Here is a 24,053-nt window from a genome sequence, read left to right on the forward strand (position 1 = left end):
GGTTTGGGGGCCTGCCATGATGAAATTTGGTGCGGCAATGATGATTGGCGGCGTGGTTCAAATGCTCTCACCGCAGGCCAAGGGCCTCGCTTCTCGTCAGGATCCGGACAACATGCCGTCATATGCGTTCGGTGGCCCGGTGAATACGGTGGCAATGGGTAATCCGGTTGGTGTGGCTTACGGGTTACGTGAGCGCGGCGGGGCCATTATCTCAGCCGGGATTTATACCGACGATTACAAATAACCTTCTCAGTCCCCAATAATCTGAGGTTCGCCAATGTTAAAGCACAAAACTATCGAGGCTACAGTCATAGAAGCCGCCAGGCTGAGTGGCCATGAGCTTAACGGGCAGGAAAAATTGCTGATTCGTACGGGTGTGTCTGCATCACTGACGGCTAAAGAACGGCACCGCCAGCGGATGAGTGCTAGACCGTACCAGTGGAAGAAGCCGGAGCCTGTGCGACAAAAAACTAAATAGCGATCTGTTATTTAAGTGTGCCTTTGTTCGTCGATGTTCACAGTTATGTGCAGTCAGTGGTGCAGTCAATTCGTTAAAAAAGGCGCTTCCCCATGCCGAGTAGCGCCTTTTTAAACAACAAGTTAACTGATTAATATCAGTTCATGCCGTATTTTTTCAATTTTTTACGCAGCGTGCCACGGTTGATGCCCATCATCAGGGCAGCGCGGGTTTGGTTGCCACGGGTGTATTGCATCACCATGTCCAACAATGGCTGCTCTACTTCAGCCAATACCAGCTCATACAGATCGTTAACATCTTGACCATTCAGTTGAGCAAAATAGTTCTTCAGTGCTTGTTTCACGGAGTCACGAAGAGGTTTTTGGGTAACCTGATCCTGTGAGTTAACGGTAGAAACGGTTAGTACGTCAGAATTTACGCGTTGTTCGAACATAGTTCTGTCAGCTCTTTATTTCTAATTACGCAAGATTTTCGAAGTATGCCTCCAACGCCTCAAGCTGTTCGCTTGCATCCTCAATGGCGTTGAATGTGCGCCGAAACTGGTCATTTGGAGCGTGTTCCTGTAAGTACCAGGAGACGTGTTTGCGAGCAATTCGGTATCCCTTAGCATGACCATAAAAGTCATGAAGTTCTCCAATATGCCCACAAAGTAAGCGCTTCACCTCTGCCAGAGGCAGTGGAGGAAGCAGCTCTCCAGTGTCCAGATAATACTGGATTTCCCGAAAGATCCAGGGTCTTCCCTGAGCCGCGCGTCCTATCATAAGAGCATCAGCCCCTGTGTAGTCGAGCACAGCTCTGGCTTTAAGCGGGTCAGTAATGTCACCATTCGCGATTACCGGAATGGAAACTTTCTGCTTAACTGCCCGAATGCTGTCGTATTCAGCATCTCCCTGAAATAAACAGGCGCGTGTGCGTCCATGAATTGTCAGAGCCTGAATGCCACAGTCTTCAGCCAGTTGGGCAATCTCTTCACAGTTACGGTGCGCCGTATCCCAGCCAGTGCGAATCTTCAACGTTACAGGTACTTCAACTGCGTTAATTACCGTCGTCAGGATAGACTTCACCAGAGTTGGGTATTGCAGCAATGCAGAGCCTGCGAGTTTACGATTCACTTTCTTAGCAGGGCATCCCATATTGATATCAATAATCTGGGCGCCATTAGCCACGTTAATGCGTGCGGCCTCTGCCATCTCATCAGGGTCACTACCGGCAATTTGCACGGTGCGGATACCTGGTTCATTCACGTGCACCATTCGTAAACGTGATTTATCACTCGCCCAAACTTCAGGGTTGGAGGACATCATCTCGGAAACAGTCAGCCCGGCTCCCATCTCGTAACACAGCGTCCTGAATGGCCTGTCAGTGATGCCAGCCATAGGTGCTGCTATCAGTCGATTTCTGAGCTGGTGTTGTCCAATGCGCATGAGTTAAGAAATGACCATACTTGCCTGCAAGGCGGCGTATATTACGCATTTTTAGCCTGAGATGAAAGGCCAAACTTTGAACAATCAGCTGTCGTAGATCAATGAATCCTTATCTCGTGCAGTGACAAAAATAAATTAACTATATTTTTCAGATTGTTATGAATTATTGGTTGATTTGTGCGCTTTTGTTTTTTCACCACATTCAGGGGTAATTCATTATTTTTTACGTATAAGACACCAGATAAAGTGCTGCTTAAATCACCAAACTTAGTGTTTTTCTGCGATCGGCATCTCATTTTGCTGCGAGTTATCACTGGGATGAATTGTTGTAAACGGAGTGTTGCTTGGGGAATTTAGAAGTCAGTAACGTGGCCTGATACCACGTTACTGAGAGGAGTATTTTAGAGTTTGATACCGGTAATTCGGCACCATTCTTCTTTTTCTGCGACTGGGTCGAGCGTGAATTTATCCTGATATGCTTCGCAAACACCCTCGGCTTGGCTTGCCAGAACGCCAGAAAGTCCAAGGAAACCGCCCTGGACAGGCAGCACGCTGATTAGCGGGGCTAGCTCACGCAAAGGGCCTGCCAGGATGTTAGCAACGACCACATCGGCGCTCATGACTTCTGGCTGGTCTTTTGGCAGATACAGTTCCAGGCGATCAGAAACACCATTGCGTTCTGCGTTATCGCGGCTGGCCTGAATCGCCTGCGGGTCGATATCAATACCAATTGCTTTCACTGCACCCAATTTCAGTGCGGCAATAGCAAGAATGCCGGAGCCACAGCCGAAATCGATAACGGTTTTGCCTGCTAAATCTAAGCTATCAAGCCACTCAAGACATAAAGAGGTGGTTGGGTGAGTGCCGGTACCAAACGCAAGACCCGGATCCAGCATCACGTTCACCGCGCTAGCGTCTGGCACATCGCGCCAGCTTGGGCAAATCCACAGGCGTTGACCAAAGCGCATCGGGTGGAAGTTATCCATCCATTCACGTTCCCAGTCTTTGTCTTCAAGCTGTTCGATTTTATGTGGGAAACCGATGCTCAGAAGAGGGCAGTTTTCAAGAATTGCGACCACTTCTTCCATGTCAGTTTCTGCATCGTACAGACCAATGACATCGGTATCGCCCCATAGACGGGTTTCACCAGGCAATGGCTCGAATACCGGTGTGTCATGGGTATCCTGAAAGGTTACGGAAACCGCACCGCTTTCGATCAGCGCATCGCCGAGCTCTTCAGCATTTGAGCCTGAGGTATTAATTTTCAGTTGAATCCATGGCATAGCGAAACTCTTTATTTATCAGTAGTTGAAACGAGTGCTGGAACAGGTAGAGGCTGACCAAAACGGTTGCCTACCAGGAACGCCAGCAAACTTAATAATAAGGATGGCACAATTGGGTGGAAGCCCAGGAACTGGATTTTGAAGCTCGCCAGCACTGCATACAACCCGCCACCGACAATCATTGCGCTTAACGCGCCCGCGGCATTAGCTCGTTCCCAATAAAGACCGAGCACTAAAGGCCACAGGAATACAGCTTCTAAACCACCAAACGCCAGCAAATTCAGCCAGATGATCATCTCAGGTGGACGCCATGCTGCAAGTAGCAGTAACGCACCTAAAATCAGCGTGATCACCGATGACATTCTTTTCAGACGCTTTTCGTTAGTGATCTGATCCGGTCTCATATTCAGATAAAGATCTTTGACGATCGTAGCTGATGATTGAAGCAGTTGGGCATTAATTGTCGACATGATTGCTGCCATTGGTGCCGCGAGGAAAATCCCCGCCGCGAACGGTGGCAGAACTGTGACCATTAATGTTGGGATAACTAAATCCGGTACTTTCAAATCCGGTATCACTGCGCGGCCTAACGCCCCCGCCAAATGCATACCAAACATCAAAATCGCCACTACAATCGTGCCGAGGATAATCCCACGGTGCACGGCTTTGCTGTCTTTATAAGAGATGCAACGGACCGCCGTGTGAGGCAAACCAATCACGCCGAAACAGACCAGCACCCAGAACGAGGTCATGAATGTTGGCGAAAGGATGTCATCGGCACCCTGCGGTGAAACAAGTTTAGGGTCGATATGCTGTAGCGTATCGACCGCGTTGTGTAAGCCACCCGCAGCGTGAACGATACCCACCAACAGCAGAATCGTTCCAACCAGCATCACCATTCCCTGCATAGCATCGTTGAGAACGCTGGCACGGAAGCCACCGAATGCAGTGTAAAGCGCGATACTGATACCAAAAATCAGCAAGCCAGTTTCGTAAGGAATACCCGCAGCGGTTTCCAGCAAGCGGGCTCCGCCAATGAACTGCACGGTCATGGCACCGATAAATGCTACCAACAGGCTAATACTTGCCAGCCACACCAGAAGGCGGCTTTGGTAGCGCGCATACAGCATGTCGTTCAGGGTAACGGCGTTATAGCGACGCGCCAGAATGGCAAACTTTTTACCCAAAATCCCCAGTGATAACCACACCGCGGGAAGCTGAATCATTGCTAGCAAAACCCAGCCCAAGCCATATTTATAAGCAGCTCCAGGCCCGCCAATAAATGAGCTGGCGCTGATATAGGTGGCGGTGAGCGTCATCGCTAATACGAAGCCACCCATGGAACGGCTACCGAGGAAATACTCGTTAAGGAAATTTCCTGTCGTACGACGCCTCATGGCATACATTGAAATGCCAAAAACGACTAACAGATAGGCTACCAGCGGCAGTATGACTTCAAGCTGCATGATCATCCTCCAATGGGATATCGCGGAAGATGAACTTCACCATCGCCCAGCACAGCAAAATGAACAGCAAAGGTACCAGCAGGCACGCCATTTCAAACCAGTGTGGGAGACCTGTTGGGCCGATATCGTTACCAGGTAAGTAAGCAGCCACTAACCATGCTGCGAGGTAGAGAAGGGTTAGCCAAAGCGCCCAGCGGGCTTCTTTATGGGCCTGAACAAAACGCGCGTCCATTATTATCCCTTGAGTTGGCGGAAAGCGGCGATTGTAACGCATAGCGACAAATTGAGGATCAAAAAAGAAAAAGGCCGGATATCCGGCCTTTTAACGATGTAACTTCGTAAGAAAACTTAGTCCTGAAGACCCAGTTTTTTCTCCAGATAGTGGATATTAGTCCCACCGTGCTGGAAGTTTTCATCGTTCATGATGCGAGTCTGCAAATCAACATTGGTTTTGATGCCATCGATGATCAGCTCAGCCAGGGCGTTCTTCATACGTGCAATCGCTACTTCACGGGTTTCACCGTAACAGATAAGTTTTGCGATCATTGAATCGTAGTATGGAGGAACAGTGTAGCCGGAATAAATATGCGATTCCCAACGTACACCAAAACCACCCGGCACATGGCAGCGAGTAATTTTGCCAGGGCTTGGCAGGAAGGTATTCGGGTCTTCGGCGTTAATACGGCATTCAACCGCATGGCCTTTAACCTGAACATCTTCTTGCTTGATAGACAGTGGCTGTCCTGCAGCAATGCGAAGCTGCTCTTTAATCAGATCAACACCGGTGATCATTTCTGTTACCGGGTGTTCAACCTGAATACGGGTGTTCATCTCGATAAAGTAGAATTCACCGTTTTCGAACAGGAACTCGAACGTACCTGCACCGCGATAGTTGATATCGATACACGCTTTAGAACAGCGCTCACCGATGAATTTACGCAGCTCAGGCGTGATGCCTGGCGCTGGCGCTTCTTCCACAACTTTCTGGTGACGACGCTGCATAGAGCAGTCACGTTCAGCCAGATAGATCGCTTTACCCTGGCCATCAGCAAGAACTTGAATCTCGATGTGGCGTGGGTTTTCCAGGTACTTCTCCATATAGACCATGTCGTTGTTGAAAGCAGCTTTTGCTTCCGCACGGGTCATGTTAATGGATTGTTCCAGATCGGCATCGTTACGTACGACACGCATACCACGACCGCCGCCGCCGCCAGACGCTTTGATAATTACCGGGTAACCGATGCGTTTAGCATGGGCACGGTTTTTATCCATATCGCCGTCAAGAGGGCCGTCAGAACCTGGTACGCAAGGTACGCCAGCTTTCTTCATTGCGTTGATTGCAGAAACTTTATCGCCCATCAGACGGATAGTTTCAGCACGTGGGCCAATGAAGATAAAGCCTGAACGCTCAACCTGCTCAGCAAAGTTGGCATTTTCAGACAGGAAGCCATAACCCGGGTGAATCGCAACGGCGCCAGTAATTTCTGCCGCAGAGATGATTGCCGGGATATTCAGATAGCTTTTTACAGACGGAGCAGGACCGATACAAACAGTCTCATCCGCCAGCAATACGTGTTTTAGATCGCGGTCGGCAGTTGAGTGCACAGCAACAGTCTTGATGCCAAGTTCTTTACAGGCACGAAGAATACGCAATGCAATCTCACCACGGTTAGCGATGACAATTTTATCCAGCATGTTCGCCTCGTTACTCGATGACGACCAGCGGCTCGTCAAATTCAACCGGTTGACCATTTTCAACCAGAATGGCTTTCACCACACCGGCTTTGTCAGCTTCGATCTGGTTCATCATTTTCATTGCTTCAACGATACACAGAGTGTCGCCAACGTTAACCTTCTGGCCAACTTCAACAAATGACTTAGCATCCGGGCTTGGGGTGCGGTAGAAAGTACCTACCATTGGGGAACGCACGATGTGACCACTGATTTCAGCAGCCGCCGGTGCTTCTGCCGGAGCGGCAGGTGCAACAACGTTAGACAGGCCAGCCTGCGGCTGTGGCTGGTACATTGGCGCAGCATAAGCCTGTTGCATCATCGGGTAGCCGGTGTTTGCCGGTGCACGACTGATGCGTACAGATTCTTCGCCCTCAGAAATTTCCAGTTCAGAAATGCCTGATTCTTCAACCAGCTCGATCAGTTTTTTAATCTTACGAATATCCATGAGTGGGTTCCGTACTCTTGTTTAGATGGATTTTGACAAGCGTTTTACCGCCGTCTGTAGTGCATATGAATAGCCGTCAGCGCCTAATCCGCAGATGACACCAACCGCTTTATCAGAAAGATATGAATGATGGCGGAACGGTTCGCGCGCATGCACATTGCTCAGATGGATCTCGATAAACGGAATATCCACCGCTAACAAGGCATCACGCAGCGCAACGCTGGTATGCGTAAACGCGGCCGGATTAATCAGAATAAAATCAACAGTGTCTTTAGCCTGATGAATTCGGTCGATCAACTCATATTCAGCATTAGATTGCAGGTGGCTGAACGAGACATTTAGCGTTTTTGCTTCTTCTTCGAGCGAGTTAACAATTTGCGCTAAAGTCAGCGTGCCGTACTTCTCAGGCTCGCGTGTTCCCAGCATGTTAAGATTCGGACCGTTCAAAAGCAAAATGTGAAAATTAGCCGACATCGTGCTGCCATCTCCTGCAATTTGTAGGTATTTTACAAAATATACCTAAGTTGCTCGGTTGTCACCTTCAGAGCCAGAAAATGGCCTGTCAGAAAAACCAAAGTCGCACATTATAACGATTTCGTAGCATTTGGCAGCTAAATACTGGTCTTATCAGGGAAGATGATCAACTCATATCCTTTTTAGGGGCACGGTTGATCACTTTTATGCGGAGAAGAACACATATCTGGTGTTAACGCAGCCACATCCGGAATTTCTTATAGCGCAAGACCAAAAGGATGAATGCGCCCAGAGCATACAGCAACGGTTGCGGGGAAATAACCTTTACCGACCATAAATAATGTATGGGGGCAATAATTGCGACCAGATAGACGAAGTTATGCAGTTTTTGCCAGCGTGAACCTAATTTTCGTTGTAAAGATTGGGTCGAGGTTGCCGCCAATGATAGCAGCACCAGCCAGCTGATTATTCCTAAAGTCAAATAGGGGCGCGTGACCAACTCCTTGCCAAGCAGTGCCAGATTGCTGATTCCCAGTTCCAACATGGCATAGCTAGTTAAATGAAGAGTGGCCCAGGCAAAACACCACAACCCCAGCAGACGACGGGTACGAATCAGCAGTGGCTGTTTACCGTATCGCGCTAAAGGTGTGACCAGGAGAGTCGCTAGCAGTAACTTGAGCGCCATCCTGCCGGTAAAATGCTGGATATCCTTCGCCGGATCGGCGCTCAAAAAGCCCTGGTTTGCGGCATAAAATAGCCAGACAAAAGGTAAGAACGCCGCGAGATGTAACCCCACTTTAAGCCACATGATTTGCTTCGCAGTTAATCTCACTTAGAAATTCTCCTTAAGATTTAAACCGCGGTACAGCGAAGCAACCTGATCGGCATACCCATTAAACAGCAATGTAGGCTGGCGTTTTACGTCAAGCACGCCACCTGAACCAATGAATCGTTCACTCGCCTGCGACCAGCGTGGGTGATCAACATTCGGGTTCACGTTGGCATAAAACCCATATTCATTCGGTGCAGCCATATTCCAGGTGGTGGGAGGTAGTTCACTAACGAGTTTGATACTGACAATCGACTTTATCCCTTTAAACCCATATTTCCACGGTACGGTCAGGCGGATTGGCGCGCCGTTTTGCGGCGGTAGCGCTTTGCCATAAACACCTACAGTCAGCAAAGTTAGCGGATGCATCGCTTCATCAAGTCTCAGTCCTTCAACGTAGGGATATTTCAAACCGCCGCCAATAAATCGATCTTTCTGTCCGGGCATTTGCTCCGGGTCGTAAATTGTTTCGAAGGCGACATATTTTGCATTGCTGGTGGGTTCAACCAAAGCCAGTAACTTGCTGAGCGGGAAACCAATCCACGGCACGACCATTGACCAGGCTTCAACACAACGCATGCGATAAATCCGCTCTTCAAGCGGGAATTTTTTGTAGAGATCGTCGTAATCCAGTGTCAGTGGCTTTGCCACTTCACCACTAATGGTGATTTTCCACGGATCGGTTTTCAGGCCCCCGGCGTTTGCCGCAGGGTCGGCTTTATCCAGACCAAACTCGTAGAAGTTATTGTAGCCAGTGACTTTATCTTCCGGGGTCATGGCGAGCTTAGCCTGCCATTGTTCGGGTTTACTAAATTGCAAAGGTTTCCCTGAAGGTGCTGGTGGCCGGTCATTACCTTTAAACCAGGAAAGAATATCCGCATTTGCAGTCTGAGGAAGCGAGAGGGCAGCCGCACTGATACCTAGTGCTTTCAGTACCTGGCGGCGTTTCATCATAAAAACGGATTCAGCTGTGACATCAGCTTCTGTGAAGCGGGCGACCTTCTTCATCTTATACTCCAGCGTGGCTTTATTCCCTAAGCATGACGGAGAACGCTAAACCCTGCGAATTTGTCACAAAAAATTGAAACTTAAACATAGTTCTAGGTTTGTTGAATATTTGTTAATAGGGGGAGGGTTGTCAGCAGCTATACTAGAGTTTCAGTGTGCAAAACACTCGCTTTGCAACAAAGGGTGAGAATATGTTCACTGTGTTTGCCAGGGCACCTCTTTTGCTATGTAATGCCGCATCAGGTCAGGCTTGGTATATCTTCACCAAACGGAGTTAACACAAGGATGCGATTAACGACGAAACTTTCTGCTTTTATGACATTGCTGACGGGGCTCGCTATTTTTGTGACGCTCGTTGGTTGTTCATTAAGCTTCTTCAATGCGATGCATTATAAAGTGCATCAGCGTGTGGTTGCTGTTGCCACCATTATTGATAACGATTTAGTTTCCAGCTCACCAGAAGCTTTGATCAAGCGCCTCAATGAAGTGATGGTTCCGATTGATATCACCGAGGTCGATTTCAAAATTGGCGATAACACCGTTTATCAGCACCACTTGACTCAAACCTATCACTTGCTTGGAAATAGCCACAGTTTCCGCACCGTGACTGTTGAGTTAATGAAGCATCCTGGCATGTTTCTCAATCTTACCTATCGCGATCCGGTAGCGGATTACTACAACTCTCTTTTCGCGACGGTACCTCTTTCTATCACGATTGGATTCATGCTTATCGTGCTGTTTTTTGCTATCCGCTGGATGAAAAAACAGCTCTCCGGGCAAGAGTTATTGGAAAGCCGTGCGCGACGAATTCTGAATGGTGAAAGAGGTGTTGAGGTGCGTGGCTCGGTGCTGGAATGGCCGCCACAGGCAAGCGGTGCGCTTGATGTAATGCTTTCAGATCTGCAAAACGCCAGCGAACAACGTAGTCGAATGGATACTCTAATTCGTGCTTTCGCCGCGCAAGATGCGAAAACGGGTCTGAATAATCGCCTGTTCTTTGATAACCAATTGGCAACTTTACTCGATGAGCAGGAGCAAGTTGGCGCGCATGGTGTGGTGATGATTATTCGTTTACCGGATTTTGAAACGCTGCACGAAACGTGGGGGCGCAACGCGGTAGAAGAGTATTTGTTTACGATTATTAATATGTTATCGACATTTGTGATGCGCTATCCGGGGGCTTTGCTGGCACGCTATTTCCGTAGTGACTTTGCCGTTTTGTTGCCGCACCGCACATTGAAAGAAGCCGATAGCATTGCTAATCAATTACTGAAGGCTGTCGATTCGCTGCCTCCAACGCGGATGCTTGATCGTAATGACATGATGCATATCGGTATTTGTGCATGGCGTAGCGGGCAAAGCAAAGAGCAAGTTATGGAGAATGCAGAGGTGGCGACGCGTAATGCTTCCCTGCAAGGAACCAACGGCTGGTCGGTATATGACGATAGTTTGCCGGAAAAAGGGCGTGGTAACGTTAAATGGCGTACGCTCATTGAGCAGGTGTTGCAACGCGGCGGTCCACGCTTCTACCAAAAACCGTCTGTGAAGCGCGATGGCTATGTGCATCATCGGGAAATTATGTGTCGGATTTTCGACGGTCAACAAGAAGTATTGGCGGCAGAGTATTTGCCGATGGTTAAGCAGTTTGGTTTATCGGAGCAATATGACCGACAAATCATCGCTCGGCTATTGCCGTTAGCAGGATTCTGGCCTGAAGAAACGCTAGCCATTCAAGTGTCGGTTGAATCATTGATTCGGGCACCTTTCCAGCGTTGGTTGCGTGATGCGTTAATGCAATCTGAAAAATCACTTCGACGACGTATTCTTTTTGAACTTGCAGAGGCAGATGTTTGTCAACACATCAGCCGTTTGCAACCTGTGATTCGTTTGATCAAAGCATTGGGCGTACGTATTGCAGTTTCCCAGGCAGGTTTAACCGTAGTGAGTGCGTCTTATATTAAAGAGTTGGATGTAGAGTTGATAAAACTGCATCCAGGGCTTGTGCGTAACATTGAGAAACGAACCGAAAATCAGCTGTTTGTACAGAGTCTGGTTGAGGCTTGTAACGGGACTCAGACACAAGTTTTTGCGGTCGGTGTAAGAACGCGAAGTGAATGGCAGACACTGGTAGAGAAAGGCGTGGCGGGTGCTCAGGGGGATTTTTTTGCGGCCTCTGAACCGCTCGATAGCAACGTGAAAAAATATTCGCAAAGATACTCGGTTTAACCTGCCGTTTATAAATATTTCACGTAGAATAACGCGCGCTGCATCTCAAGGGGGCGGATACGCCTGCTGACCAGATTGTTAAAGCACGAATGAACCCAGTTTGCTTCCTTGCACTGTTCGTTTAACCTACAGCGTTTGTTTAATTCCTCTGCGGTTCGAGGATAGACGTGCCGAAAGTGTAACGGTCGTAGTAAACTGCACAATTTTTCACCATTGCAGAACATTTATGCGCCTTGTCGCTGCAATGAGTGGTTGGTAAAGTAAGCGGATTTTGTTTCCGCCCCAGCTTTCAGGATTATCCCTTAGTATGTTGAAAAAATTTCGTGGCATGTTTTCCAATGACCTGTCCATTGACCTGGGTACCGCGAATACCCTGATTTATGTAAAAGGACAAGGCATCGTACTGAATGAGCCATCTGTCGTGGCCATCCGCCAGGATCGTGCCGGTTCACCTAAAAGTGTTGCGGCCGTAGGTCATGATGCTAAACAGATGCTGGGTCGTACCCCTGGCAATATCGCAGCTATCCGTCCGATGAAAGATGGCGTTATTGCCGATTTCTTCGTGACCGAAAAAATGCTGCAACACTTCATCAAACAAGTGCATAGCAACAGCTTTATGCGCCCAAGCCCGCGTGTTCTGGTTTGTGTGCCAGTTGGTGCAACTCAGGTTGAACGCCGTGCTATCCGTGAATCTGCGCAAGGTGCAGGTGCACGTGAAGTATTCCTGATTGAAGAGCCAATGGCTGCGGCTATTGGTGCTGGCTTGCCAGTTTCTGAAGCAACCGGTTCTATGGTTGTGGATATCGGTGGTGGTACTACTGAAGTTGCCGTTATCTCTCTGAACGGCGTGGTTTACTCCTCTTCCGTTCGTATTGGTGGTGACCGCTTTGATGAAGCCATCATTAATTATGTGCGCCGTAACTACGGTTCACTGATTGGTGAAGCAACCGCTGAACGTATCAAACACGAAATCGGTTCTGCTTACCCAGGCGATGAAGTGCGTGAAATCGAAGTTCGTGGTCGTAACCTGGCTGAAGGTGTTCCACGCGGCTTTACTCTGAATTCCAATGAAATCCTCGAAGCCCTGCAAGAGCCTTTGACCGGTATCGTGAGTGCGGTAATGGTTGCACTGGAGCAGTGCCCACCAGAATTGGCTTCTGACATTTCTGAGCGCGGTATGGTTCTGACTGGTGGTGGCGCATTGCTGCGTAACCTCGACCGTTTGCTGATGGAAGAAACAGGCATTCCGGTAGTAGTTGCAGAAGATCCATTGACTTGCGTAGCCCGTGGTGGTGGCAAGGCACTGGAAATGATCGACATGCACGGCGGCGACTTGTTCAGCGAAGAGTAATCAGCCACACGTAAAAGGCAGTGACTATCACTGCCTTTTCCTTGCTGGCCCTGGAATACGCATAGCCTATGAAGCCAATTTTTAGCCGTGGCCCTTCGTTGCAGTTTCGCCTCATTCTGGCGGTGCTGGTGGCGATTGGTGTCATTATTGCCGATAGCCGTCTGGGTACGTTTAGTCAGATCCGAACGTATATGGATACTGCCGTCAGCCCTTTCTATTTTGTCTCAAATGGTCCCCGTGAATTGCTCGACAGCGTCTCGCAAACACTGGCATCACGCGATCAGCTAGAACTCGAAAATCGTGCACTGCGTCAGGAACTGATCCTGAAAAACAGCGAATTACTGATGATGGGTCAATATCGTCAGGAAAACGCACGTCTGCGCGAATTGCTTGGCTCACCGTTGCGTCAGGACGAGCAAAAAATGGTGACTCAGGTTATCTCTACCGTTAACGATCCTTACAGTGACCAGGTTGTCATTGATAAAGGGAGCGTGAATGGGGTCTATGAAGGTCAGCCAGTCATTAGTGATAAAGGTGTCGTAGGTCAGGTCATTGCGGTGGCTAAACTCACCAGCCGTGTTTTGCTGATCTGTGATGCGACTCATGCGCTACCGATTCAGGTACTGCGCAATGACATCCGCGTTATCGCGGCGGGCAACGGCTGTACTGACGATCTGCAACTGGAACATTTACCCGCAAATACCGATATTCGTGTAGGCGATGTATTGGTGACGTCTGGTTTAGGTGGTCGCTTCCCTGAAGGTTATCCGGTGGGTGTCGTTTCCTCTGTGAAACTTGATACTCAACGTGCGTACACAGTTATTCAGGCTCGCCCAACGGCTGGTTTACAACGTCTGCGTTATTTGCTGCTGCTGTGGGGAGCGGATCGTGAAGGCAAAACCCCAATGCCACCGGAAGAGGTTCATCGTGTAGCTAATGAGCGTTTGATGCAAATGATGCCGCAGGTATTGCCTCCGGCTGATTCTGTTGGCCCGCCAGCCCCAGCTCCGATTCCACCTCCGGCAACGGGAATGACTCAGGCTCCTGCAGGGAACTCCGCTTCTCCTGCATCTGCTACCCAGGGAGGGCAGTAGTGGGGAGTTACCGTAGTCAGGGTCGTTGGGTAATCTGGCTCTCTTTCCTTGTCGCCTTGTTGTTACAGGTAATGCCTTGGCCTGACGATTTAAAAATCTATCGTCCGGACTGGGTTTTACTTATTCTGCTGTACTGGATTCTGGCGTTGCCCCACCGCGTAAATGTTGGCACAGGTTTTGTGGTGGGTGCCATACTGGATCTGATCAGCGGTTCCACCCTGGGCGTGCGAGCGTTATCTCTGAGTATCGTTGCTTACCTGGTGGCGTTGAAATACCAGCTATTCCGCAATCTCGCGCTTTGGCAACAGGCTTTAGTGGTTATGCTGTTGTCATTGATGACAGATGTCATTGTTTTCTGGTCTGAATTTTTAGTCATCAACGTATCTTTCCGTCCGGAAATTTTCTGGAGTAGCGTGGTTAACGGCGTGCTGTGGCCATGGATATTTTTGCTGATGCGTAAAATTCGCCAACAATTTGCTGTGCAATAGGATTTAACATGACATCTTTGTATCTGGCATCGGGTTCTCCACGTCGTCAGGAGCTTCTGACTCAGTTGGGTGTGTCATTTGAGCGCATTATTACCGATGTAGAAGAACAGCGTTTTAGCGGCGAGAGTGCGCAACAATATGTTGTGCGCCTGGCGCGAGATAAAGCGCGAGCAGGTGTTGCATTAGCGCAACATGACTTACCGGTTTTAGGTGCAGATACTATTGTTATCTACAATGGCAACGTGTTGGAAAAACCTAAAGATGAACAACATGCTGCGCAGATGCTGCGCATGTTGTCCGGGAATCAGCATCAAGTGATGACGGCAGTTGCGTTAGCCGATCGCGAATCGTTACTGGATTGCCTAGTGACGACTGAAGTGACATTTCGCGCATTATCAGAACAGGATATCGCCGGCTACGTGGCCTGCGGTGAACCCATGGATAAAGCAGGTGCATACGGTATTCAAGGGCTTGGTGGTTGTTTTGTCAGGAAGATTAATGGCAGCTACCATGCTGTAGTCGGTTTACCGCTAGTTGAAACCTATGAATTGCTGAGTAATTTTCACGCTTTGCGTGATGGACGAGGAAAACATGACGGCTGAATTATTAGTCAACGTGACCCCATCGGAAACTCGGGTGGCTTACATTGATGGTGGAATACTGCAAGAGATCCATATTGAACGCGAAGCACGTCGCGGGATCGTAGGGAATATCTACAAAGGTCGTGTAAGCCGGGTACTTCCGGGAATGCAGGCGGCATTTGTAGATATTGGCCTTGATAAGGCAGCGTTTCTTCACGCTTCTGACATCATGCCACATACCGAATGTGTGGCTGGTGAAGAGCGAAAAAACTTCACAGTACGCGATATCTCCGAACTGGTGCGCCAGGGGCAAGACCTGATGGTTCAAGTGGTGAAAGATCCGCTGGGTACTAAAGGTGCGCGCCTGACTACTGATATCACACTGCCGTCTCGTTACCTGGTCTTTATGCCAGGAGCCTCGCATGTGGGTGTTTCGCAACGCATTGAAAGTGAAGCTGAGCGTGAACGCCTTAAACGCGTGGTTAACGCATATTGCGACGAGCAAGGCGGATTCATCATCCGTACTGCGGCAGAAGGTGTATGTGAAGATGATTTGGCCGCAGATGCAGCTTACCTAAAGCGTGTCTGGACAAAAGTCAGCGAACGCAAAAAGCGTAACAAAACTCGTTGTCAGCTTTACGGTGAACTGGCGCTGGCACAACGTGTATTGCGTGATTTTGCTGATGAGGCACTCGATCGAATTCGTGTCGACTCACGCCTGACTTTCGACATGCTGCTGGAGTTCACCGCAGAATACATGCCGGAAATACACAACAAGATCGAACACTACAGCGGTCGCCAGCCAATTTTTGACCTTTTCGATGTTGAAAATGAAATTCAGCGGGCGCTGGAACGAAAAGTTGAACTGAAGTCGGGTGGCTATTTGGTCATCGATCAGACTGAAGCGATGACTACCGTGGATATCAACACGGGTGCATTTGTTGGTCATCGCAATCTCGACGATACTATTTTCAATACTAATATTGAAGCGACTCAGGCGATTGCCCGTCAGTTACGTTTGCGTAACCTGGGCGGCATTATCATTATTGATTTCATTGATATGAGTAATGAAGATCATCGTCGTCGTGTGTTGCATTCTCTTGAACAAGCGTTAAGCAAAGACCGGGTAAAAACCAGTATCAATGGTTTCTCGCAGCTTGGCCTGGTTGAAATGACACGTAAACGCACGCGCGAAAGCGTTGAACATGTGCTGTGCAACGATTGTCCAACTTGCCACGGCCGCGGTACCGTGAAAACGGTTGAAACGGTCTGTTATGAAATTATGCGTGAAATTGTCCGCGTGCATCATGCTTACGATTCTGACCGCTTCCTGGTTTATGCCTCACCTGCTGTGGGGGAAGCACTGAAAAGTGAAGAGTCCCATTCACTGGCCGAAGTTGAAATTTTCGTCGGCAAGCAAGTCAAAGTACAGATCGAGCCGCTCTATAATCAGGAGCAGTTTGACGTCGTTATGATGTAGCTCTCTGTGCGGTTGGCGCAGGTTCGAGTTCCGCTCCGGCGGCTAACAAGGAGATATACGTGAGGCGACTGCCCGGCATTCTGCTACTCACTGGCGCAACGCTTATCGTTATCGTCGCACTGCTGGTGAGTGGTTTGCGGCTGGTTTTGCCGCATCTCGATGCCTGGCGCCCGGCTTTGTTAGATAAAATTGAAGCGATGACTGGCACGCCTGTCGATGCCAGCCAGATAAAGGCAAGTTGGGAAAACTTTGGCCCTACTCTGGATGTGCGCGATGTTAAAGCTGGTCTGAAAGACGGCGGTGAGTTGAGCGTTAAGCGCGTGACGCTGGCGCTCGACCTTTGGCAAAGTATTTTGCATGCGCGCTGGCAATTCCGCGACCTCACTTTTTACCAGTTACAGATGCGCACCAATACCCCACTGAGCCAGAATCAGGGGGACGGTAAGTTTGAGCCGGGTAAAATCAGCGATCTCTTTTTACGCCAGTTCGATCACTTTGATCTGCGCGACAGCTCCCTTAGTTTCCTGACTCTATCTGGCCAACGTGCCGAACTCACGATCCCACAACTTACCTGGCTTAACACCAAAAACCGTCACCGTGCTGAAGGACTGGTCAGTCTGTCGAGCTTTACCGGACAGCACGGTCTGGCAAAAGTACGGATGGATTTACGGGATGAAAATGGCCTACTGAATATCGGCAAAGTCTGGCTACAGGCTGATAACGTTGACGTAAAACCGTGGCTCGGCAGCTGGATGAAGGACAATGTTAATTTACAGACTGCCAAATTCACCCTCGAAGCATGGATGGATGTCAAAGAGGGCGATATTGCTGGTGGTAATATCTGGCTGAAGCAAGGCGGTGCAAGCTGGGCGGGGAAAAGCGCTGCACACCAGTTATCAGTAGATAATTTGATGGCCCATGTCGAACGTTCAGAAGCAGGCTGGAATCTTGCTATTCCCTCAACCAATATCACCCTTGATGGTAAAACCTGGCCAAAAGGTTCGCTATCGTTAGCGTGGATTGCTCCGCAGGATGTGGGGGGGAAAGGGAATACTCGTGGTGACGAATTGCGGGTACGCGCCACAAATATGGAACTGGAAAGCTTCACTGGTTTACTGCCGATTGCCGAGAAAATCTCACCTGATATAGGCGATATTTGGACCTCCTTGCAACCTCGCGGGCACATTGATGTGCTGGCACTGGATATCCCGCTCCAGCAAACGGAAAACACCCGTATGCAAGGGCGCTGGAAAGATGTGAGTTGGAATCAATGGAAAATGCTTCCCGGTGTCGAACACTTCGCAGGTTCAATTACCGGTAGCGTTGCCCACGGGCAGCTTAATGCACAGATCCTCGATGCTAAAATGCCTTATGAAGGTGTATTCCGCGCGCCGCTGGAGATTGAACATGGCGCCGCAACGCTTGAGTGGCGGAAAAATGCTTCTGGTTTCCAGCTTGATGGCAAAAATCTTGATGTAAAAGCTCGCTCGGTATGGGCGGCAGGCGATTTCCGTTATTACCAGCCTGAGGGTGGTGACCCATGGTTAGGCATTTTAGCCGGAATCAGTACTAACAACGGTGCTGATGCCTGGCGTTATTTCCCTGAAAATCTGATGGGCAAAGAACTGGTTGATTACCTCAGTGGCGCTATTCAGGGCGGTGAAGCTGAAAACGCGACGCTGGTCTACGGCGGTAATCCTCATCTCTTCCCGTATCTGCATAACGAAGGGCAGTTTGAGGTCTACGTTCCGCTACGCAATGCTAAATTTGCTTTCCAGCCTGGCTGGCCGGCATTAGAGAACCTGAATATCACGCTTGATTTCATCAATGACGGTTTATGGATGAAGTCTGATGAGGTGAAACTCGGGGGGGTTACTGGGCGCAACCTCACGGCGATTATCCCGGATTACTCGAAAGAAAAACTGTTGATTGATTCTGATATCAGCGGCCCTGGAAGTGCAGTTGGTCCGTATTTCAAAGAAACACCTCTAAAAGATTCGCTGTCTGCTGCTCTTGATGAACTCCAGATAGGTGGGGATGTGAATGCTCGCTTACATCTGGATATCCCATTCAATGGCGATATGACCACCGCTTCAGGTGACGTCCAGCTTCACAACAATACGCTGCTGATAAAACCGCTCTCCAGCACTCTGAACAACCTGACGGGTAAATTCAGTTTTGTGAACGGCGATTTGAAAAGCGAACCATTAAAAGCCACCTGGTTTAACCAACCCGTCGGTATTGATTTTAATACCAAAACTGGTGAGAAAGATTACAAGATTGGCGTCAATTTACTGGGCGACTGGCAGCCAACAAAAATGGGTGTTTTGCCTGAGCCTGTTAATAAAGAGTTGAGCGGTAACGTCCCATGGAAAGGTGATGTGGCGATTACGCTTCCTTATCGCGGAGAGGCAAATTATCAGGTCAATGTGGATGCAGATCTGAAAAATGTGAGTAGCCACTTACCTGCCCCAGTGAATAAATCAGCGGGCCTTTCACTGCCATTGAAAATCGCAGTGAAAGGCGACCTGAATAGCTTTAATTTGACAGGTAATGCCGGACCGACAAATCACTTCTCCAGCCGCTGGCTACTGAATAAGAAACTGACGCTGGATCGCGCTATTTGGGCAACGAACAGCCACACAATTCCACCGTTACCTGACAATCCGGGTGTTGAGCTTGATCTCCCTGCGATGGACGGTGCGCAATGGTTAGCGCTCTTTAGCCAAGGGGCGGCGGAAAGTGTTGGTAACTCTGCATCATTCCCATCAGATATTACGTTACGCACGCCTTCGCTGACTTTCGCTGGGCAGCAGTGGAATAACCTGAGTCTCGTTTCCCACGCGATACCTGGCGGTACGCGTGTTGAAGCACAGGGTCGTGAAGTGAATGGCTCGTTGACGATGCAAGATAATGCGCCGTGGCGTGCAGCAATCAAATACCTCTATTTCAACCCTGATTGGGGTAATAGCACTGCCAAAACGACCAGCGCTTCTCCACTGGGAGACAATACTTCAATTGATTTCCGCAACTGGCCTGATCTGCAACTGCGTTGTGCCGAATGTTGGCTGTGGGGGCAAAAATATGGCCGTATTGAAGGTGATCTCGCTGTTAAAGGGAACACACTGGAATTAGAAAATGGCTTAGTCGATTCAGGGTTTGCAAGACTAACCGGCAGTGGTCAATGGGTTAACAGCCCAGCAGAAGAGCGTACCTCCATAAAAGGTAAACTTCATGGTAGTAAGCTTGATGCCGCAACCAATTTCTTTGGGGTTAAAACGCCAATTCAGGGTTCATCATTTGATGCGGATTATGATTTGCACTGGCGTGATAAACCCTGGCAGCCAGACTTTGCTTCACTTAACGGAATCCTGCATACCAAATTGGGTAAAGGTCAGATTGCGGATCTGGGCACAGGACACGCCGGGCAATTGCTGCGGTTGGTGAGTGTTGACGCGCTAATGCGTAAGCTGCGTTTCGATTTCAGCGATACCTTCGGTGATGGTTTCTATTTTGACTCCATTCGCAGTACGGCCTGGATCAAAGATGGCGTGCTGCATAGCGACGATACGCTGGTGGATGGCCTGGAAGCCGACATCGGCTTGAAAGGTTCTGTCGATTTGGTTAGACGCCGCGTCGATGTTGAAGCAGTTATAGCACCTGAAATTTCCGCGACTGTCGGGGTGGCAACAGCCTTTGTGGTTAACCCAATTATTGGTGCCGCTGTGTTTGCGGCCAGCAAAGTGTTAGGGCCTTTGTGGAGCAAAATCTCCGTGTTGCGCTACCACATCACTGGTCCGGTCGACCAACCACAAATCAACGAAGTGCTTCGTCAGCCGAGAGTTAACGACGCTAAGTGATTTGACGGGAGTCTTGAATTACCTCAAGCTCAATAGATATCTCCAATCGATAGACAATTAAGAGTAGCGAAACGATGAGTCTGAACCTGGTAAGTGAGCAGTTGCTGTCTGCGAATGGCTTAACCCATCAAGATCTGTTTTCCATTTTGGGGCAATTGTCTGAGCGCCGACTCGACTATGGTGATCTTTATTTCCAGTCCAGTTATCACGAATCCTGGGTGCTGGAAGACCGCATCATTAAAGATGGTTCTTACAACATCGATCAGGGTGTTGGCGTGCGTGCGGTCAGCGGTGAGAAAACCGGTTTTGCTTATGCCGACCAGGTCAGCTTACTGGCACTAGAACAAAGTGCTCATGCGGCACGAAGCATCGTGCAGGATAAAGGAAATGGCCGTGTACAGACGTTAGGTGCTGTGCAACATAGCGCGCTTTATACCAGTGCTGACCCGCTACAAAGCATGACCCGTGAAGAGAAACTCGACATCCTGAAGCGTGTAGATAGCGTTGCTCGTGCGGCAGACAAGCGTGTTCAGGAAGTGACTGCCAGCCTGACTGGCGTTTATGAATTGATTCTCGTGGCGGCAACTGACGGCACTCTGGCGGCAGATGTTCGCCCATTGGTTCGTCTTTCTGTCAGCGTTCAGGTTGAAGACAACGGCAAACGCGAGCGCGGTTCAAGCGGTGGTGGCGGTCGTTTCGGTTATGACTATTTCCTCGAAACAATTGATAGCGAAGTTCGTGCAGATGCCTGGGCTAAAGAAGCCGTGCGTATGGCGCTGGTGACTCTTTCTGCCGTTGCTGCTCCTGCCGGTACGTTCCCGGTGGTGCTGGGTGCAGGTTGGCCGGGCGTGCTGCTGCATGAAGCAGTCGGTCACGGTCTGGAAGGTGATTTTAACCGTCGTGGTACTTCGGTATTTAGCGGTCAAATGGGCCAGTTAGTTGCTTCCGAACTTTGTACAATTGTCGATGATGGCACCATGGCAAACCGCCGTGGCTCGGTGGCCATTGACGATGAAGGTGTGCCGGGTCAGTACAATGTGCTTATCGAAAACGGCATCCTGAAAGGCTACATGCAGGATAAGCTTAATGCTCGCTTGATGGGTGTTGCGCCAACAGGTAATGGCCGTCGCGAATCTTATGCGCACCTGCCAATGCCGCGCATGACCAATACTTATATGCTGGCCGGTAAGTCTACTCCGCAAGAGATCATCGAATCCGTTGAGTATGGTATCTATGCTCCTAACTTTGGTGGCGGTCAGGTAGATATCACTTCTGGTAAGTTTGTGTTCTCAACTTCCGAAGCCTATCTCATCGAAAATGGAAAAGTGACTAAGCCGGTAAAAGGCGCAACGTTAATTGGTTCCGGTATCGAAGCCATGCAGCAAGTTTCCATGGTCGGTAATGACCTGGCGCTGGATAACGGCGTCGGCGTTTGTGGAAAAGAAGGGCAGAGTCTGCCAGTCGGAGTTGGCCAGCCAACGCTTAAAGTCGACAATCTGACCGTTGGCGGCACAGCTTAACAGCTCATTCCTACAGTCCAACAGCCGGGTAAATCCCGGCTGTTTTGTTTCAATTTCTCGCCATTTATTTGATATCTTTTACACGTCTTTTGTTCTCGCGAACTCCTTGAAAAAGATGCGAAACCTTCACGAAATATTCGGTCAGGTAGTTTATACAAACCTGCACTTTCAAAGGCAATTTGTCCTTTTCGGTATACAGTGCGTACACCGGACGCGGATCGGATTGATAGCTCGGCAATAAGATCTCAAGCGTTCCGTCATTGATCTCATCGATCACCCACATCAGTGGAACATAGGCGATCCCGGCGCCGACTTTTAGCCAGCGGCTTAAGGTCATAGGATCATTTGTGACGAAACGACCTTGCGGGATCATGCGCGTGGTGAGGCCTTCCGGGGCGATCAACTCAAATTCATTGTGCGGGCGAATGCTGTATTCAAGCCAGGAATGGCTGGCAAGATCGGCGGGTTTTTCTGGCGTGCCGTTTTGTTGCAGGTAACTTTTCGCGGCGCAAATCACCATCGGCATCGAGCCGAGGCGTGTTGAGAAGAGGCTTGAATCCTGCAAAGCGCCAACACGAATCACCACGTCCAGACCATCGGCAATTAAGTCCGGGGCCGGGATGCCTGTCACCAGATTTACCGTCAACTCCGGGTATTCTTTGAGCATGTCAGCCGTCATGGACGCGAGGACATTTTGTGCCATAGTTGAAGAACTACCTATTCGCAGTGTGCCAATAGGCGTGTTGTTAAAAGCGTAAAGTTGCTCATGCACCTCTTTCGCTTCGTGCAGCATTTTGCGGCAGCCCAGATAGTAAATTTTACCGGCTTCAGTGAGCCCAATGCTGCGAGTACTGCGGTTTAGCAGCTTGACCTGTAACTCGTCTTCTAATTTGGAAACGGTTTGGCTTATAGACGATACGCTCATTTCCAGCTGTCTGGCGGCGGCGGTAAAAGAACCGAGTTCGACAACTTTTGCAAAAACTGACATGCGTTTAAGTCTTTCCATTGTTCACTCTGGCTTAAAAGTGATTTAGATCACATATTATAGATAACCGGCTAACAATTACGGTAATATATTATTCTCAGCACAACCTGTACCACTCGTTAGCTCAGCGTTTCTGGCTGAACCAGGGTTTGTGTCTTCTGTATTTTCTGCAAGGTTAACATGAGTCTATTTCCCGTTATCGTGATATTCGGTCTTTCTTTTCCGCCGATATTCTTCGAGCTAATTCTATCGCTGGCGTTGTTCTGGTTGGTTCGCCGTCTGCTGACTCCGACGGGAATTTATGATTTTGTCTGGCACCCGGCATTATTTAATACAGCGCTTTATTGCTGTCTGTTTTATCTGATCTCGCGCCTGTTTGTTTGAGGTTGATGTGAAAGCACTAACAAGAAAAATAACCCGTACTGCCATCACACTGATTCTGGTACTGCTGGCTTTCATCGCTATCTTCCGTGCATGGGTGTTCTATACCGAATCCCCGTGGACGCGTGACGCTCGTTTTACCGCAGATGTTGTCGCCATTGCGCCAGATGTATCGGGTTTAATCACCGATGTGAAGGTTCGTGACAATCAGCTGGTGAAGAAGGATCAGATTCTCTTCACCATCGACCAGCCGCGTTATCAGAAAGCGCTCGAGCAAGCACAGGCCGATGTTGCTTACTACCAGGCTCTGGCCGGGGAAAAACGCCGTGAAGCAGGGCGTCGTAATTCATTAGGGACTCAGGCGATGTCGCGTGAGGAGATTGAACAATCGAACAACGTGCTCCAGACCGTTTTGCATCAGTTAGCGAAAGCTGAAGCGACCCGTGATTTGGCTCAGTTGGATATGCAACGCACTATTATTCGTGCGCCAGCCGAAGGTTGGGTAACAAACCTTAATGTTTATACCGGTGAATTTATTACCCGTGGTTCCACGGCAGTTGCACTTGTTAAACGCGGTACTTTCTACATTCTGGCCTATATGGAAGAAACCAAACTGGATGGCATTCGCCCGGGTTACCGTGTGCAAATCACGCCACTTGGTAGTAATCGCGTATTGCGCGGAACCGTAGACAGCATTTCTGCCGGGGTAACCAACGCCAGCAGTACGCGAGACACTAAAGGGATGGCGACAGTTGATTCCAACCTGGAATGGGTGCGTCTGGCGCAACGTGTGCCGGTGCGAATCCATCTTGATGAGCAAGAAGCTAACCTTTATCCCGCTGGGACAACGGCAACGGTCGTAGTGACTGGAGATAAAGACCGCGATACCGACCACGACTCGGTATTCATCAAATTCATGCATCGTCTGCGTGAGTTCGGCTAAGCA

The 24,053-nt window shown here is 49.3% G+C and carries 22 protein-coding genes and 1 pseudogene; 12 read left to right on the forward strand and 11 right to left on the reverse strand.

All coding sequences use genetic code 11. From position 1 onward, the window contains the following. Both GC128_RS02290 and GC128_RS23040 read left to right on the forward strand, forming a co-directional pair. Nucleotides 1-244 (forward strand): annotated as a pseudogene (locus tag GC128_RS02290) (tail assembly protein); the annotation flags it as partial. Between the two features lie 33 nt (nt 245-277). Continuing rightward, nucleotides 278-478, forward strand: a complete 201-nt coding sequence (locus GC128_RS23040; protein ID WP_151992940.1) for a hypothetical protein — start codon at nt 278-280, stop codon at nt 476-478. Between the two features lie 136 nt (nt 479-614). Here the strand turns inward: GC128_RS23040 and fis are convergent, their stop codons facing one another. The 10 genes from fis to msrP all read right to left on the reverse strand — a co-directional run bounded on the left by fis (nt 615) and on the right by msrP (nt 9,141). Next, on the reverse strand, nt 615-911 hold the full coding sequence (gene fis / locus GC128_RS02300) for a DNA-binding transcriptional regulator Fis (RefSeq protein ID WP_000462905.1): 297 nt from the start codon (nt 909-911) through the stop codon (nt 615-617). Between the two features lie 25 nt (nt 912-936). Next, on the reverse strand, nt 937-1,902 hold the full coding sequence (gene dusB / locus GC128_RS02305; RefSeq protein ID WP_151992941.1) for a tRNA dihydrouridine synthase DusB: 966 nt from the start codon (nt 1,900-1,902) through the stop codon (nt 937-939). Between the two features lie 401 nt (nt 1,903-2,303). Then, nucleotides 2,304-3,185 carry a 50S ribosomal protein L11 methyltransferase gene (gene prmA / locus GC128_RS02310; RefSeq protein WP_151992942.1) on the reverse strand — a complete coding sequence of 294 codons (882 nt, stop codon included), beginning with the start codon at nt 3,183-3,185 and terminating at the stop codon, nt 2,304-2,306. 11 nt (nt 3,186-3,196) lie between these two features. After that, a complete protein-coding gene (gene panF / locus GC128_RS02315) occupies nt 3,197-4,651 on the reverse strand; it encodes a sodium/pantothenate symporter (protein ID WP_151992943.1) in 1,455 nt (484 codons plus the stop codon). After that, nucleotides 4,641-4,883, reverse strand: coding sequence for a YhdT family protein (locus tag GC128_RS02320; RefSeq protein WP_034459862.1), 243 nt, complete (start codon nt 4,881-4,883; stop codon nt 4,641-4,643). The genes panF and GC128_RS02320 overlap by 11 nt, the downstream gene beginning before the upstream one ends. Before the next feature lie 116 nt (nt 4,884-4,999). Further along, nucleotides 5,000-6,346 (reverse strand): acetyl-CoA carboxylase biotin carboxylase subunit, encoded by a 1,347-nt coding sequence (gene accC / locus GC128_RS02325; protein ID WP_151992944.1) that lies wholly within the window; start codon nt 6,344-6,346, stop codon nt 5,000-5,002. A gap of 10 nt (nt 6,347-6,356) precedes the next feature. After that, nucleotides 6,357-6,830, reverse strand: coding sequence for an acetyl-CoA carboxylase biotin carboxyl carrier protein (accB, locus tag GC128_RS02330; protein WP_034459857.1), 474 nt, complete (start codon nt 6,828-6,830; stop codon nt 6,357-6,359). 21 nt (nt 6,831-6,851) lie between these two features. After that, nucleotides 6,852-7,304 (reverse strand): type II 3-dehydroquinate dehydratase, encoded by a 453-nt coding sequence (aroQ, locus tag GC128_RS02335; RefSeq protein WP_034459855.1) that lies wholly within the window; start codon nt 7,302-7,304, stop codon nt 6,852-6,854. A 232-nt stretch (nt 7,305-7,536) separates the two neighbouring features. After that, a complete protein-coding gene (gene msrQ / locus GC128_RS02340) occupies nt 7,537-8,136 on the reverse strand; it encodes a protein-methionine-sulfoxide reductase heme-binding subunit MsrQ (RefSeq protein ID WP_151992945.1) in 600 nt (199 codons plus the stop codon). Next, the gene (gene msrP, locus GC128_RS02345; protein ID WP_151992946.1) at nt 8,137-9,141 is read right to left on the reverse strand and encodes a protein-methionine-sulfoxide reductase catalytic subunit MsrP; all 1,005 of its coding nucleotides are present in this window, start codon (nt 9,139-9,141) and stop codon (nt 8,137-8,139) included. A gap of 285 nt (nt 9,142-9,426) precedes the next feature. Here msrP and csrD point away from each other — a divergent pair, with 285 nt between their 5' ends. From csrD to tldD, 8 genes are all read left to right on the forward strand, one after another. Next, the gene (gene csrD / locus GC128_RS02350) at nt 9,427-11,367 is read left to right on the forward strand and encodes an RNase E specificity factor CsrD (protein ID WP_151992947.1); all 1,941 of its coding nucleotides are present in this window, start codon (nt 9,427-9,429) and stop codon (nt 11,365-11,367) included. A gap of 307 nt (nt 11,368-11,674) precedes the next feature. Then, on the forward strand, nt 11,675-12,718 hold the full coding sequence (gene mreB, locus GC128_RS02355; RefSeq protein ID WP_000913396.1) for a rod shape-determining protein MreB: 1,044 nt from the start codon (nt 11,675-11,677) through the stop codon (nt 12,716-12,718). A gap of 68 nt (nt 12,719-12,786) precedes the next feature. After that, the gene (gene mreC / locus GC128_RS02360; RefSeq protein ID WP_151992948.1) at nt 12,787-13,812 is read left to right on the forward strand and encodes a rod shape-determining protein MreC; all 1,026 of its coding nucleotides are present in this window, start codon (nt 12,787-12,789) and stop codon (nt 13,810-13,812) included. After that, nucleotides 13,812-14,300 (forward strand): rod shape-determining protein MreD, encoded by a 489-nt coding sequence (gene mreD, locus GC128_RS02365; RefSeq protein WP_034459838.1) that lies wholly within the window; start codon nt 13,812-13,814, stop codon nt 14,298-14,300. The genes mreC and mreD overlap by 1 nt, the downstream gene beginning before the upstream one ends. 8 nt (nt 14,301-14,308) lie before the next feature. Then, complete coding sequence (locus GC128_RS02370; RefSeq protein WP_151992949.1) at nt 14,309-14,902, forward strand: Maf family protein; 594 nt, start codon at nt 14,309-14,311, stop codon at nt 14,900-14,902. Next, a complete protein-coding gene (gene rng / locus GC128_RS02375; RefSeq protein WP_151992950.1) occupies nt 14,892-16,361 on the forward strand; it encodes a ribonuclease G in 1,470 nt (489 codons plus the stop codon). Before GC128_RS02370 ends, rng begins: the two co-directional genes overlap by 11 nt. Nucleotides 16,362-16,420: 59 nt before the next feature. Beyond that, complete coding sequence (gene yhdP, locus GC128_RS02380) at nt 16,421-20,221, forward strand: AsmA2 domain-containing protein YhdP (RefSeq protein ID WP_151992951.1); 3,801 nt, start codon at nt 16,421-16,423, stop codon at nt 20,219-20,221. 74 nt (nt 20,222-20,295) lie between these two features. Beyond that, nucleotides 20,296-21,741 (forward strand): metalloprotease TldD, encoded by a 1,446-nt coding sequence (gene tldD, locus GC128_RS02385; RefSeq protein WP_151992952.1) that lies wholly within the window; start codon nt 20,296-20,298, stop codon nt 21,739-21,741. 64 nt (nt 21,742-21,805) lie between these two features. Here tldD and aaeR read toward each other — a convergent pair whose 3' ends face one another. Further along, nucleotides 21,806-22,747 (reverse strand): HTH-type transcriptional activator AaeR, encoded by a 942-nt coding sequence (aaeR, locus tag GC128_RS02390; RefSeq protein ID WP_151992953.1) that lies wholly within the window; start codon nt 22,745-22,747, stop codon nt 21,806-21,808. Between the two features lie 159 nt (nt 22,748-22,906). Between aaeR and aaeX the strand changes: the two genes are divergently transcribed. Together aaeX and aaeA are read left to right on the forward strand one after the other, a co-directional pair. Next, nucleotides 22,907-23,110, forward strand: a complete 204-nt coding sequence (gene aaeX / locus GC128_RS02395; RefSeq protein WP_034498893.1) for a p-hydroxybenzoic acid efflux pump operon protein AaeX — start codon at nt 22,907-22,909, stop codon at nt 23,108-23,110. 7 nt (nt 23,111-23,117) lie between these two features. After that, on the forward strand, nt 23,118-24,050 hold the full coding sequence (gene aaeA, locus GC128_RS02400; protein ID WP_151992954.1) for a p-hydroxybenzoic acid efflux pump subunit AaeA: 933 nt from the start codon (nt 23,118-23,120) through the stop codon (nt 24,048-24,050). The last annotated feature ends 3 nt before the right edge of the window (nt 24,051-24,053 follow it).

The sequence above is a fragment of the Buttiauxella massiliensis genome, assembly GCF_902500225.1.
Lineage (GTDB): Bacteria > Pseudomonadota > Gammaproteobacteria > Enterobacterales > Enterobacteriaceae > Buttiauxella > Buttiauxella massiliensis.